The organism is Nitrincola tibetensis (assembly GCF_003284585.1).
Classification (GTDB): Bacteria; Pseudomonadota; Gammaproteobacteria; order Pseudomonadales; family Balneatricaceae; genus Nitrincola; species Nitrincola tibetensis.
Genome location: NZ_QKRX01000002.1, coordinates 135,601 through 149,266, shown reverse-complemented (window position 1 = coordinate 149,266; position 13,666 = coordinate 135,601). Strand labels below are relative to the sequence as shown.

At 46.1% G+C, this 13,666-nt stretch carries 12 protein-coding genes; all 12 read right to left on the bottom strand.

Annotated features, from left to right (window positions below; translation table 11 throughout):
• Positions 1–215: 215 nt before the first annotated feature.
• The gene (locus DN062_RS02865) at positions 216–3,377 is read right to left on the bottom strand and encodes a M26 family metallopeptidase (protein WP_112157372.1); all 3,162 of its coding nucleotides are present in this window, start codon (positions 3,375–3,377) and stop codon (positions 216–218) included.
• 178 nt (positions 3,378–3,555) lie between these two features.
• Positions 3,556–4,125: a hypothetical protein gene (locus DN062_RS02860; RefSeq protein WP_112157370.1), complete on the bottom strand. Its 570-nt coding sequence runs from the start codon at positions 4,123–4,125 to the stop codon at positions 3,556–3,558.
• On the bottom strand, positions 4,122–4,673 hold the full coding sequence (gene gspM / locus DN062_RS02855; RefSeq protein ID WP_112157369.1) for a type II secretion system protein GspM: 552 nt from the start codon (positions 4,671–4,673) through the stop codon (positions 4,122–4,124). Before gspM ends, DN062_RS02860 begins: the two co-directional genes overlap by 4 nt.
• Positions 4,670–5,683, bottom strand: a complete 1,014-nt coding sequence (locus DN062_RS02850) for a PilN domain-containing protein (protein WP_112157367.1) — start codon at positions 5,681–5,683, stop codon at positions 4,670–4,672. Before DN062_RS02850 ends, gspM begins: the two co-directional genes overlap by 4 nt.
• A 17-nt stretch (positions 5,684–5,700) precedes the next feature.
• Complete coding sequence (locus DN062_RS02845) at positions 5,701–6,552, bottom strand: type II secretion system protein GspK (protein WP_112157365.1); 852 nt, start codon at positions 6,550–6,552, stop codon at positions 5,701–5,703.
• Positions 6,545–7,144 carry a prepilin-type N-terminal cleavage/methylation domain-containing protein gene (locus DN062_RS02840; protein ID WP_162301238.1) on the bottom strand — a complete coding sequence of 200 codons (600 nt, stop codon included), beginning with the start codon at positions 7,142–7,144 and terminating at the stop codon, positions 6,545–6,547. The genes DN062_RS02845 and DN062_RS02840 overlap by 8 nt, the downstream gene beginning before the upstream one ends.
• Before the next feature lie 4 nt (positions 7,145–7,148).
• On the bottom strand, positions 7,149–7,562 hold the full coding sequence (locus DN062_RS02835; RefSeq protein WP_112157362.1) for a type IV pilus modification PilV family protein: 414 nt from the start codon (positions 7,560–7,562) through the stop codon (positions 7,149–7,151).
• Positions 7,555–8,016, bottom strand: a complete 462-nt coding sequence (locus DN062_RS02830; RefSeq protein ID WP_112157360.1) for a prepilin-type N-terminal cleavage/methylation domain-containing protein — start codon at positions 8,014–8,016, stop codon at positions 7,555–7,557. Before DN062_RS02830 ends, DN062_RS02835 begins: the two co-directional genes overlap by 8 nt.
• 5 nt (positions 8,017–8,021) lie before the next feature.
• The gene (gene gspG, locus DN062_RS02825) at positions 8,022–8,441 is read right to left on the bottom strand and encodes a type II secretion system major pseudopilin GspG (protein WP_112157864.1); all 420 of its coding nucleotides are present in this window, start codon (positions 8,439–8,441) and stop codon (positions 8,022–8,024) included.
• Positions 8,442–8,469: 28 nt separating this feature from the next.
• Complete coding sequence (locus DN062_RS02820; RefSeq protein ID WP_112157358.1) at positions 8,470–9,675, bottom strand: type II secretion system F family protein; 1,206 nt, start codon at positions 9,673–9,675, stop codon at positions 8,470–8,472.
• Positions 9,675–11,420: a GspE/PulE family protein gene (locus DN062_RS02815; protein WP_205126632.1), complete on the bottom strand. Its 1,746-nt coding sequence runs from the start codon at positions 11,418–11,420 to the stop codon at positions 9,675–9,677. Before DN062_RS02815 ends, DN062_RS02820 begins: the two co-directional genes overlap by 1 nt.
• Positions 11,390–13,609 (bottom strand): NF038132 family protein, encoded by a 2,220-nt coding sequence (locus DN062_RS02810; protein ID WP_112157357.1) that lies wholly within the window; start codon positions 13,607–13,609, stop codon positions 11,390–11,392. Before DN062_RS02810 ends, DN062_RS02815 begins: the two co-directional genes overlap by 31 nt.
• Positions 13,610–13,666 lie beyond the last annotated feature (57 nt).

Genomic DNA, 13,666 nt, shown 5'->3' with positions numbered 1-13,666 from the left:
ATGCTTAAGATCTAAGGCTATATAATTAATAGTTATCTGTGATTGTAGCAATCTTAATGCTTACTCAATTCAGTTGTAAACTAGCTTTAGCCTGAATCCGAGACTTCAGATTCAATAAAAGTGTTCAAGAGTGTGTTCACCGAAAAAACATGAATAGAAACGCCCCTTCTATCCGAAAGAATCGATAGAAGAGGCGTACAAATTGAAATCAAGCACTACTGAATGAACAACCACACGGGTAATCCACCTCGTCTTGAACGCTGTTGATTAGGATCGCGCAAATACGGATACCCTTGAAAAGCCTGTTTTACATCATTGCGCCAGGTTTTGCTAAAGTCCCATCCCTGATACAGACCCTGAGCATAAGGCCAGGTCATTTCAGCTGTTGTATAGCCAGTACCACCCGCACTGACTGACACATTCGATGACTCGGTATCCCAATAACTGGCACTAACGACTGGGCAGCCATAATGGCATCCAGATGCGCCCACCAAGCCGCCGACCTGCTCAGACTCTTCATTCTGTGCCATGACTTGTCCAGCACTATAAGAGCGTCTTAATTCAGCAGAACCTGCATTAATAGACCCTAAAAGTCCTCCAATGTAGCCTGCCCCGTAGACACGAGCATGACTGTAGCTGTCTTCAGTTAGACCACCACTTTGCATTCCCTGAATCCCACCCACATAAGCCGCTCCCGACAGTTGGCCAGTTGAAGAAGCCATACGAACATGAGTGCTGCCACTGTTGCCTATTAGGCCGCCAATGTAATTGTAGCCATGCGCCCTCACCTGTGAACTGGCATGAACCACATTGCCCTTTTGAGTAATTTCACCGGCCACACCACCAACAGAATGATGTCCAGAAATATCACCCTCGGCTCGAATATGACGAATAACAGGAGCGGTTGCCCGACCAACAAGGGCTCCTGTATAGGTAGAGCCATACACATTGACAGATTTCAAAGATAAGCGGCTGACTTCAAATCCCTCGTTGGTACGACCAAAGAGTCCTTGATGATTTTTTCCAGGGCGGTTAATCACCAAATTCTCTATCGCAAAGCCATTTCCATCAAAGGTACCGACAAACATCTGCTCCTGAGTCCCAACAGACAACCACCCTTCCCCCATATTCCACACAACCGAATCAGAGAGATCGATATTCGCCATTAAACGATAGTGTGCATTTAAATCTAAACGAATTGCGTTGAGCTCATTGCCATCGTAAATCAAATATGGATCAAGGAGAGTACCCGCTCCGCTTAAATCAGAAAGTGCACGTTCCTCAGGATTAGAATACACCGATAAATCCTGAAAAACGGGAGACGCATCCATCTGATTTGGAAGCATCCAAACTAAATTAAAATTAAAACGCTGGAATGTATCTGCCATGGACATTTCAGCCGATGAACGCCCAACTCCCATGCTGCTTTCAGCTTGACCTGACTTTTCAACATCCCAGTAGCTATCTTCAACTGAACCAAACCCATACAGCGCAATACGTGTACCAATCAATCCACCGGTTGTCTCGGTATGGGCTGGGTCACCAACAACAGAACCATTACTGTAGGTTCTAAACACAAGTGAACCGCCTCCGTATGTGGACCCCATTAACCCACCGACCAGTTGCAGGCCTTTAACATCTGCGGAACTAAAACTATCTGCAGTCAAACCACCTTGCAATTGCCCCAATAAACCACCGACATTTTGATCCCCTTGAACCAAACCATAGCTATAGGTGTAAATGAGCGAGACATTCTGAGTCACTCCCGCTAAACCACCAACATGATTAAAACCTTTAGCCGACACATGACTGCCGACATATAAGAGGCGACTGCTTGAATAAATCCGACCGGAAATGCCACCCACTTGGCTACGTCCAGAGACTTCGCCGCTGACAAAAGCGGTGTCAATATCAACTCCTGCCGCGCGCCCTACTAAAATACCCACTTCATCGCCACCATACACATTTGCATCCAACACTTTCAGATTACTTACCACTGCACCAGCCGCAGTCTGACCTAAAAGGCCCTGAACATGAGACGTTGGACGATTAATCACAAGATTACGAATGGCATAGCCTGCTCCATCCAAAACACCTACAAAAGGTGCATCTGACGAGCCCACTGGCAACCAACCCGCACCGTAATTCCACACGACACTGTCAATCAAATTGATATCGTTCATTAATTGATAGTGAGCACTCAAATCCATGCGCATGGCATTTAATTCACCAGCGGTGTAAATCAAATAAGGTGACTCCGGTGTTCCTTGACCTGCCAGTGCTTCTAAAAGAACAGACTCAGGCTGTGAGTAGTGACTTAAACTCTGAAAACTGGGGTAAGCAGCGCCTTGCATTGTCCACACTGTACGAAAATTAAAATTGATAAAAGTGTCAGGCTGCTGCATTTGCAGTGTGGTTTTTGCAACACCACCGCTGCTAAGCATCAGTCCAGATGCCTCTTCATCCCAGAAAGAATCAACTACAGAGGGCATACCATAAAAGCCTACGCTTGTACCAATTAACCCACCAATGGTGTCACCCTCTGAATCAATAGCGCCAACACTGTACGAGCGGACAATTGAAGCACCGCCGCCATGAACTATGGCGAGTAGCCCACCGACAACATTGCCCCCACTGACCTGTGCATGACTAAAACTGTCAAATGTACTGCCTGATTGTTGCTGTCCTAACAAGCCTCCCACATAAGAACTGCCAGATACTTGTCCTTTTGAGCTGCCATAACGCAGGGTAGTCCCCTGAGCAATACCCACTAAGCCACCCACAGTTTGATAACCAGACACCACACCCTCAGCGTCTGCTGAACGAACTTGGCACGCATTTAGCCAACCTGCCAAGCCACCTACATACATATAACCACTTACATTTGTGGCCGATACAGACACATTCTCCATAAAACATTGAGTACCATAACCAACTAACGCCCCAGCATAACTTCTGGCTTGAATCGATACATTCTGTAAATGTAAATTCTTAATGCTGCCGCCGCTAATATAACCAAACAAACCTTGATAGTGTTCATTTGGTCGTTGCAGGGTTAATCCAAGAATACGATTACCACCACCGTCATATACACCGCTAAAACGCTCATTGACATGGGAACTCCCAATGGCAGACCAAGACTGTCCTGCAAGATTGATATCACTCATCTGGAGAAAATGCGCACTCAAATGATATCTTACCTGATTAAGATCAGATGCCGTGGCAACTATATAAGGATTGGCTGCAGTTCCATCTCCACCTGAAAACTGTGCATTAACTGGGGCGCTCATCAACACCAAAATGATCAGCAGTAGACTCAGCACAGACTGATGCATTTTGCTGCAGATGAAGCGATAAAAAGCTGTCACGCTATTCATAACGACTCCTTAGGAAGACCTAAATCTCCCTTTTCTTATATGATTTTGTGACATCTTTTTATTGTTCTTATACGCAAAGTCATTTACGCATCTGCACCAGACGTCACTAAATTAAAATCATCTAATGGTTCGATTTAAGCTTATGACTGAATAGTGAATACAGCAAATAGCGGAGGAGTCATTTAAGTATTTGCTGATTTGGGTCAACATTTGCGGCCGGAAGGCGGCCCTCACCTATAAAATAAGGCAGCTCGATAAAATGATTCAATGGTGGATCGGAGAAGTCTGACGGGGAGAGGATTAAACTAAACATTGCCCCCTTCTCATCAACATGCAATAACTCCCAATCCTCTATGCGCTCGCTAACCCTAAGACGACCAGATGTTTTCTCATACTCATAAATCACACCAGAATCCTCTGCATTCTGAAAAACGCCTCTAAGGATGAATCCATTTAAAAAGTCGGCTGTCAGCAAGGGCTCAGGCTCCGGCAGAAAAACAGCTACTTCTTCGATCTCGACTGTGACAGATTCAGAATGAGGCCAAAACAAAGGACGTATCGTTAAATTATTTGACGGCAGAGTTGTTATTTGAAGGCCCAAATCAACTGCCTTAGGAAAACTAGGTAGGTGTGCCTCAGGTAAAGTCATTTTATGTAATGTCCGCCATTGAAAGCCTGCCAATACAACCAAACCTAGCGTCAGTGCAATGCACACAGCAAAGGTAACTTTTAGTAGAGGATGACTCATGGTACCCACCGTAAGGACACAAAACGTATTTGCACAGTCAACCGATTGCCTAAACGATTGGCTCCCATAGGTTGAACAGCCAAGGACTCAATCCAAATTTTTGGCGACTCTTCTTCTAAACGCTTTAGTAAGGTCTCCAACCCTTCTATATCAAGTTCAGCACGAATATGCACGCGAACCTGCTCAAAACCACCCAACAACTGTGTCGGCATAATCTGGACACCTAAAATATCCCCTTCAACCGCTTGAAAAGCAGCGCGTACTTTTTGCTGTAACTGTGCGGCAATATTCAAATCATCGACTGTGCGAGGGTAAACAAGACCATGCATAAAGCGCTCAGCCTCATGCGTCTGCGCTTCAATTAATGGTCCAGCTTCAACGAAGCCTTGTAAACGGGCAACACGTTCAGAGACTGTATGTATTTGATCTTCATATGCTTTATAGGTCGCAAAAACACCCGACACATACACTGTATAGACAAGCACGAACAGTATCGTAATCGTGCTCAATAGACCAAGCCGTTGTTTATTCGATAGATTCCAGTTCAAAGGCCACTCCTTGGAACAACATCCAGTAAAAATCGCTCATACCCAGCATTATCACGAACAATTGGAGACGGTGCCCTCACCTGCGCATAGGTTTCACTGGCAGATAACAACGCCATGACTCTCGAAGCATCGGGCGCTCGTCCTTCTAAGCGAATACCCGATGCCGTAAATTCTATATGGGTCAGCCAGACACTGTCGTCCAATAAACGTGAAAGTTCACTCAAATGAAATAAGGGTGTAGGAAGCGTCAGATCCACGGCTCTCACTTCTTCTATACCTGCTTGATAGGCTAGCATCTGGTTACGCGCTGCAATACTGCCTTGCGCCTGAACTTGAAATAACTGTGCTTGGCCTTCAATTCGTTGCAACTGCTTGTGCTTGACCCCCAAAGGCAGGAGTGGAAGTAACAACAACATCACTAAAATATAAACACCACACGCTTTAAACGTGCTCACACGCTTTTGATATTCACTCTCTCGCTCAGGGTGTTTGAAATGAGAAAAACATAAAAAATTGCCGTCAACCTGACACCAAACTTCGTGATTAGATGCTGTTGAAACTGAGCGATCTAAACAAAACTGTTTTATTTGCTGAATCGATGCCATCACAAGCGTCAAGATAAAAGTCTTGTCCGTTTGTGTTGTACTATAGGTCCAGCAGGTATCCCCTTCGAGAAAAGGACTTGAGTATTTCAGCTCATTCGCAATGATTGAATCTACCTCTCCTCGCAAATGGAGGGGATAGTGCATGCGCTTCACCAAGTACACCTCTTCAGGGAGTAAAATACCTTCCACACGCTTTTTGGGAATCAGCGAGGGAACGGGAATTGCCTTCCCTTTAATAACCCAATAGTGCGTCTGATGTTCTGGATCTTGCAATAACACAGGCACATCCAAATAGGCGCGCATCCATGCGTCTTGCTGCCACCACACCCGTGCATTCAAATGACGCAGCCAGCGTCCTGTATGTGATAAATCAAGACCAAATAACTTGGGTTCAAGTTTAAGCACTTAGAGTTTTCATCCTATTAAAAAGATACGATTCGCCAGGGCTGTTTTTCATCATAGCTGTCTAGCATCACCCAAAAGCGATGCATGAACACTGTTTTTGTTTCTATCCTAACATCAACACGATAGCCGCGCGAACTGGCTGAGGTTAAGAATTGAGACGAGATTGAATCAAAGGATTGATGATCAACCTCATCATTTTCGCGAAGTGTTATCAAGCGATTAAATGCAGCTTCATCACCATCTAATAATGCAAATAACAGCGTATCTGGAGCCGCGACAGGATCAATACCAGAATGGTTAGAGGGTAAAACACTCACAAGTTCTTTAAGACGCTCATACACATCAAAATGAACACCCGCCACTTGACGTATATCCTCTATCACCTCAAAGCGGCGTCCCCCTAAATCTTGTTCATCGCTCATATTGTCTTCTGAAGGAGCACGCCAGGCAACCCATCGAGCCGCTAATGCATCAGCGGCATCTGTCTCCATTTGCAAAGACTGTCGAAAGACCAAGGATAACAGTGCTTCTGATGCGCGGTTCGCATTCATCAAACCGGTTATCGGCATAACCGTCACACTCAACTGGGATTGGTTAAATTGATACTGCACCAGAAAGGGTATACGCCCCTGATATTCACCCGTTTCTCGGGCAAGCTGCAGATCACGCATGGCCAAATGCACGGCTCCCTTCGCCAGCTGAAACGCCTGAGCACTGGCAACGTGATGACTCACAACACGCGCATCCATTTTTGCTACAGTTGCAATACCTGCGACCATAAGTGATAAGGCCAAAATCAACCATAGCATCATGGGCAACACAACACCTTTGCTCAAGCGCGCTGCCTGTATCAATTGGAAACTAGCCATATGCCCCCAAAACTCGAACGCGAATTGCGGGCCAATCTCGTTTGGATTGCTCAATCAAAACAGTAATATAGGTCGGTAATTTTTCCAAATGACGCCATTGCGATGAAACCTGTCCATCTTCATCTTCGTAAAAAATCTGGAAGCCGTCTATTTCAGGCAACAGACTTAATGAATTTGCATACACCCAGTCGACCTCTACGCGCTGAGGCACATAGGGTAACCATTCAAACACTAAGCCTTCGTCTTGTGTCATTCGAAAACGCATCACATGCAATCCACCCTGGTCTTGGTGCGCACGCATCACACTCAACAAAACAAGAGAATCGCTCTCTCCCGCCAAGGGTAAGGACGACTGAAAAAACGAAGCATTGCCTCTTGGAAAATGTGCCAGTGTTAATTTTTCACGAATAAACGCCGATACCAAGCGCATTTCGTCAAGCGAAGAGGAGGTTTGGTTGATTCGTTTTGATGATTGATTAAGTGTAAACAAGGCACTAAGACTTACCGACATTATCAGTGATAAAAGAACCAGCGAAACCAGCACCTCTAATAGAGTAAAGCCTGCCTTAGAGCGTCGCCATGGCTGATGCATCCGGCTACTCCCGTCCAACCAATACAATACTGTGAAGTTGCACAGAACTATGGCGGAACAATGATGGCCAGGACACATCGACCTCAATTAGTGCCATCGGAATTGTTTGCTGCAAGGGATGTTCCGGTAAAGCATACAATCGAATATTCCACGAGAAATCATCGATAACACCCGAGCGCAGCTGACTTTCTTCCTCTACCTGAAAACCATCCAATAAAGACTCTGCGATCAACAAGCCTTTTACCCGACGCTCCTCTGCCACAACAATCCGAGAAGACAGCCCCGCACTCTGATACAAGGCCGCCAAGGAAACACTGAGAATGACCAACGCCACTAACATTTCCAGCAACGAAAAACCCGAATGCCGAAAAGCCGAATTTTTAAAGGATGAAATGAAGACGTGTTGATCTTTACTCATTCAGCTGCGGCTCCAGTGTCACACGACCTAAAAGCCAATCCACTCGAATACGTGCAAAACGCTCATCCTGTCGAATCTCTAAACTTCCCCCAGAAGAGCCACCACCGGGATAAAAATCGATCACGCCAACTGACCCCTCTTGAATCTCAGCTGCTGCAATCATGTCGACCTTAAAGGATTTAGGTATCTGTTGTGTCAATGCATCTGAGTGACCAAAACGTTGTGACTCATATGAAAAATAGAAACGATGCACCTCACCCGACATCATCGCAGTTTGCCGAACCTGCAATAAGGACTGCTGCATGTCTTTGACAAAACTTTTAAAGCGAACCGTCTCGTATAAACGAACCATGTAGGGCGACGATAAGCCGACGACACCCGTCAAAATCACCAGCACCACCAACAACTCAAGCAATGTAAAACCTAGCATTTGCTTAGGCTGTGTCAGTGACATGGCGCTTAATTCCAGTTCCCAACCACTGCATTTTCACCTTCACCACCTAAGCGTCCATCTGCCCCGTACGAAAAAATATCATAAGGGCCATACTCACCTGGCGAACGGTACACATACTCTCGATTCCAAGGGTCTTTCGGTACTTGATTGCGTCTTAAATAGGGTCCCTTCCAACCAGTGGCACCAGGATTCACCACCAATGCATTTAAACCCTCCTCACTTGAAGGAAAACGCCCCACGTCCAACATAAACAACTCAACCGCCTGCTCCAAATCACGAATTTGCACCAGCGCCGTATTGCTCTTTGCACCCCCTAACTGATTTAAAACACGAGGTCCCACCAAGCCTGCTAGTAATGCCAACACAGCAAGAACAACCAGTAACTCAATGAGTGTAAACCCTCTAACCGCACGATTTCTATACATGAAACACCCTTCTAACGAACCCATAAAATTAAAAGATAAAATCATTTACTGACAAAATACCCAGTAAAATCGCCACAACCATGAACGCGATCACCACCCCTAACGTTAAAATCAACGCAGGCTCTAACAAAGTCAACAAGCGCTTGATTTTAACCGCCACCTCCGCCTCATACAGCGCCGACAAATCAAGGAGTATAGCATCCAAACGCCCGGTCTCTTCTCCAACTCGAACCATTTGAATCAACGTCGGTGTTACAAAACTTTTAAACTCTTTTAACGTGTCTGAAATGGCTCTGCCGCTCTTAACCGCAGGAATTAACTGAGCAAAAGCATGTTTCATTTTAACCAAGGACAAGGTGTCTAACGCAATATCCAAGGCTTTGACCATCGGCACTCCCTTTGCCAAAAGCGTCCCAAGGGTTCGAGTAAATCGAGCGATTTCAAGGGTAATCAGTAGTGAGCCAATAAGCGGCAAGCGAGTCAAAAATGCTTGAAGAGAAGCATGCCCCTGAGCCGTTTTTAGCCATTTCCATAAAAAGGTTCCCAGAAGCACAACCCCTACCAACAAATACACGGCATAACGACTAAAAAAATCACCAACGAACATTAAGGTACGTGTTGGCAGTGGCAAAGCATCGCCCATATCAGAAAACAGTGTATCGAACTGGGGAACCACAAAACCTAACATGACCCAAATTGAGATGACTGCAAATGCCAGCAGAATAGCGGGATAGATCATGGCTGAAATAACGTTAGAGCGAAGAAGACGAAGCTGGTCGAGATACTCAGCCAAGGTGCCAAGCACTTCAACCATACGACCACTGGCCTCTCCTGCTTTGACCATACTCAAGTAAAAGGTACCTAACGACTTTTCGTAGGGAGCCAAGGCTTGACTCAGCGGTTTTCCTTGTTTGACCTGCTGGCGAACATCCGTAATAAAACGACCCATCGCGGCATTCGATGCGGTTTCACTCAGTAGTTTTAAGGCTCGCTCTATGGGCAAACCCGAGCGCATCAGAACAGATAAGTCTCGGGTAAAACGACACAACTCAACCAAAGGAAATGCACTTTTGGAGACACTCACTACCACATCTTGACTCGAAAGCGCTTCAATCTGGAGGACAGTTAACCCCCTGGACTTTAATCGCCCAACGACTATTTCTGGCGACTCTGCCGAATCTTTTCCCTCTAACACAGCGCCTTGGTGAGTCATTGCCTTGTACACATACTCCATTAAATCAGCGCATCCATCATTTGATCTTGAGTCACTCGTAACACCTCTTCGAGGCTGGTTACACCTGTTGCGACTTTACGAAGGCCATCTTCATAGAGTGTTTGCATCCCCTGCTCTATAGCCACTTCATGGATAAAAGACGCATCTCGTCCAGCTAAAACCGCCTCAATTAATTTACCATCAAGCACTAAAAGCTCATGAATGGCTGTGCGCCCTTTATACCCCGTGCCCTGGCACTGCTCACACCCCGTACTTTTGAATTGTGTGACGCGCAACTCAGCAACTTGAGCAAGCTGAGCATCAGGCGACGACACCGGAGCACGACAATGCGGACACAAACAGCGCACCAAACGTTGAGATAAAATGGCATTCAACGATGATGTGATTAAATAAGGCTCAACACCCATATCAACCAACCTGACAATTGCGCCCGCCGCCGTATTGGTATGAAGCGTTGATAAAACCATATGACCGGTTAACGCTGATTGCACAGCAATCTTTGCTGTTTCAGAATCCCGCATCTCACCAATCATGATAATATCGGGATCTTGTCGCAAAATGGAACGCAAAGCGCTTGCAAAGGTTAAATCGATTTGAGGCTGGACCTGAATCTGATTAACCCCTGGCAATTGATACTCAACCGGATCTTCAACCGTCAACACCTTGGTGGATTGACAGTCAAGGCTATTTAACGCTGCATACAAAGTGGTGGTTTTACCCGACCCAGTGGGACCTGTCACTAACATTATTCCATGCGGTCTTTCTAGCAGGCTCTGAAAAAGCTGAAGATGACGTTTGGAAAACCCCATATCCGTCAAGCTTAAACGAATACTCTGCCGATCAAGAACCCTCATCACTAAGCTTTCACCATGCACCGTTGGCACGGATGAGACCCTTAAATCGAGTTCATGCCCTTTTATGCGCAGCATGATTCGACCGTCTTGCGGTAAACGACGTTCAGCAATATTTAAATTTGCCAGCAGTTTTACACGTGAAATAATCGCTGGCGCCAAGGACAAATCCGGCGCCGATAGTGACTCCTGAATCACACCATCAACACGATAGCGAACAATTAGCCGATCAGAAAAAGGCTCGATATGAATATCTGAGGCACCTAGCTCTAAAGCCTGATTAAAAAAATCATTTACGATTTTAATCACGGGCCCTTCAGTGGCAAGGTCTTTTAGATGCTCAACAAACTCGTCATCGCTCGCATAATGACTGGTGTTTAACAACACGTCATCATCAACACTGGGTTGTTGATAACGACTCAGCTCTCGATCAATATCGACCTCGCGCGCAAACGCAAGCGCTACTTTTTTCTGAAAAACCAAAGATAAGGCTTTCTGTAAGAAAGGATCTTGAGGAATGGAGGCGGCAAAAATAATATACTCCTCCACACATTTGACAGGTACAACACGGTTAGCCACAAGAAATTCAATATTGATTGCTGGCAGATCAAGTATACCGTCGGGAAAGTCATGTGACTTTATATAAGGCAAAGCCAACTGCTCAGACAGTGTTTCTAGAATCACCGCTTCATCAACTAAACCTAACTGAACCAACACCTGACCAAAAAGACCGCCCATTTCAGATTGAGCTTGAAGCGCTCTATGTATATCTGAGGAGGTAATCAGACGCTTGGCGAGCAAGCGCTCGCCAAGCGTCCAGCTGTTAACCACTCTTGTGGCTAAATCTTCAGGCACAGCCCCTATCATTTCTGCAAAATAACCGCCGGCAACCAAGGTGGCATACCCTGACGCTTACGCTCGCGTGGTGCTTTACCCACGTAAGGCATGGTAAATGCCATACCAGAGGCATAAAGCTGATCATCCCAATTGACAACCCCGACCTCTAGATGGAAATAGCCCGATTTTGGCAATGTATATGTGGCTTTAATCCAGCCGCTATATCCGCACCCTACGTAATAGCAATCACCACTGTCGTAGCCTAAAGCTGACCACTCAGGGCCACCCGGTATAATCCGGTTTACGGCAGGAGTAATCACCGCCGTTGGTGCAGGCATATCCAAACCAGGAACCGTATTGCCATTTTCCGTAGTACGTGCAGTAAACAGTAATGACTCTTGGTTCATCTCGGTGTCCAAGAGACGCGCCCACGCATAATCGACGTAATCGGCACCATCCGATGTTACATAGTTAAAATAAAACTCCAATATCTCACCCTCGCTTCCAAAGAATGGAGGCGATAAAGATCGAGAGCCGTTAGTCGGGTCGCCTAAACCGCCCACCCCTTGTAACGCTACGTTGATCTCTTGTGATCCAAACGTACTCACCCAACGCACTGGCTCATCGACTGGTGGGCGCGTAACAACACCGTCTGTACCAGCAACTCCGCAAGTACCTTCACAAGACCAGTCCTCGAACGCTAACAAAGCGGTTACTGCATCATAGCAATTAATTCTGGGGAAGACGTTTGCGGGGTTACGCCAATCCTGAACCTGAGTGCCTGTTGCTTTCAAAACAGAAAAAATCTCATCGACACCGGCCTCAGGGCTGGCTTGCTTCAGCAATGACCAACAACCTGCTACTTGAGGTGCCGCCATTGAGGTACCATGCCACGCATCAAACTGATTGTTAAATACAGCTGAGCGAATCAAAGAGCCCGGCGCTAACAAGGTATCAAAGCTTGAAGACAAGTTACTGTAACAGGTAACCCGATCTACACTGCCTGTGGGATCACTCCAAGGGGACGGACAATAATCTTGCTGGTTCGAGAAATTGCTGTCCCATGTCGATCCAACACTGATTGCCGAAGAGATACACGCAGGCGTCGCAATAGCATTTGAATAACCATCATTCCCTGTGGCAATAATGGTTGGAATCCCGACTGAACGTAAATTATTGATAGCGCTGGTCATGGCCATCGTCCAGATATCGCAATGGGAATAATATTGCCCACTGCCCAAACTCATGTTGACCGCCGAGATTGAGTGTTCAAAACGAGCTGTATCATAAATATACTCAAGTGCCGAAATGATATCGTCGTCATAAGCGCCAATACAGCTTTCCTCAAGTGGGTTGCAATCATCTAATCCACTAAACACCTGAACCGCTATAATCCCTGACGCAGGTGCCACCCCTTGTAATCCATCACCTCGAACATTCCCTGCTACTATACCTGCAACATGCGTTCCATGATCACAGCCAGGATCAATGCTCATACTACAGGCCAACCCCGCGTTATTGCCAATTTGCACCGCATTACCATTAGGGCAAAGCGAAGTGTCTAGATCAAAACCACCCTCACCAGAAAAGCAGGCCTCAGCAACAACCCTTCCCTGCAAAAAACTATGGTTTTTATCCACCCCTGTGTCTAAAACCGCCACATTCCATCCGGTACCGGTTAAATCACGCTGAAATGCCACATCCGCACCAATTACGCGACCGCTCTCGGGTAGCATTGGTTGGTATTTCTGGATTCGTTCAATGGTTAACACCTCAGGCGAGGTCAATAAAGCCTCTAACTCCTGTTCGTTAACCTCAAGCGTAACAAAAGGAATCGAGTTAAATGTTTTGACACGAGCCGTTTGTAAGCGCTCAGATAAGCGTGCCTGTACCGTTTGTATTTCGGCTCGTTGAGTTCGCACCTGCGCTGCCGACAACTTTCCTTCCTCGGCAAAGGGAACGGCTATGCCTACTCGAAGCCGAATAGTCCCCTTCTCACGCACTTCTTCAAGTAAGGCTGCATAAGGAGACCCTTTTGAGCGCGACTGAAAACTTGCAATTGAAGTCGACTGTGATGTATCAACCAACAACTGCCTTAATTGAGGCGCTTCCCTTTTGGGCTTTGCATCACGTTGAACGCGGGAGTTGTCATTAACTGTATCCGAATAAACATAAGGAGCGGACAGTACGAGTGCACTTAGAACCCCCAGTTTAAATGCTGCTTGAACTTGCTTTACTCTAATCATAATTCATCCATAATTTAAACGATTAATACAAGGCTATATCCACATATAAACACGCTT

Bases quoted from the DNA above. Each gene is read 5' to 3' on its own strand.
- DN062_RS02845 (WP_112157365.1), bottom strand. From the start codon at position 6,552: ATGGCTAGTTTCCAATTGATACAGGCAGCGCGCTTGAGCAAAGGTGTT.
- DN062_RS02830 (WP_112157360.1), bottom strand. From the start codon at position 8,016: ATGTCACTGACACAGCCTAAGCAAATGCTAGGTTTTACATTGCTTGAG.
- gspG (WP_112157864.1), bottom strand. From the start codon at position 8,441: ATGTATAGAAATCGTGCGGTTAGAGGGTTTACACTCATTGAGTTACTG.
- DN062_RS02835 (WP_112157362.1), bottom strand. From the start codon at position 7,562: ATGAGTAAAGATCAACACGTCTTCATTTCATCCTTTAAAAATTCGGCT.
- DN062_RS02820 (WP_112157358.1), bottom strand. From the start codon at position 9,675: ATGGAGTATGTGTACAAGGCAATGACTCACCAAGGCGCTGTGTTAGAG.
- DN062_RS02840 (WP_162301238.1), bottom strand. From the start codon at position 7,144: ATGCATCAGCCATGGCGACGCTCTAAGGCAGGCTTTACTCTATTAGAG.
- DN062_RS02865 (WP_112157372.1), bottom strand. From the start codon at position 3,377: ATGAATAGCGTGACAGCTTTTTATCGCTTCATCTGCAGCAAAATGCAT.
- DN062_RS02860 (WP_112157370.1), bottom strand. From the start codon at position 4,125: ATGAGTCATCCTCTACTAAAAGTTACCTTTGCTGTGTGCATTGCACTG.
- DN062_RS02810 (WP_112157357.1), bottom strand. From the start codon at position 13,609: ATGATTAGAGTAAAGCAAGTTCAAGCAGCATTTAAACTGGGGGTTCTA.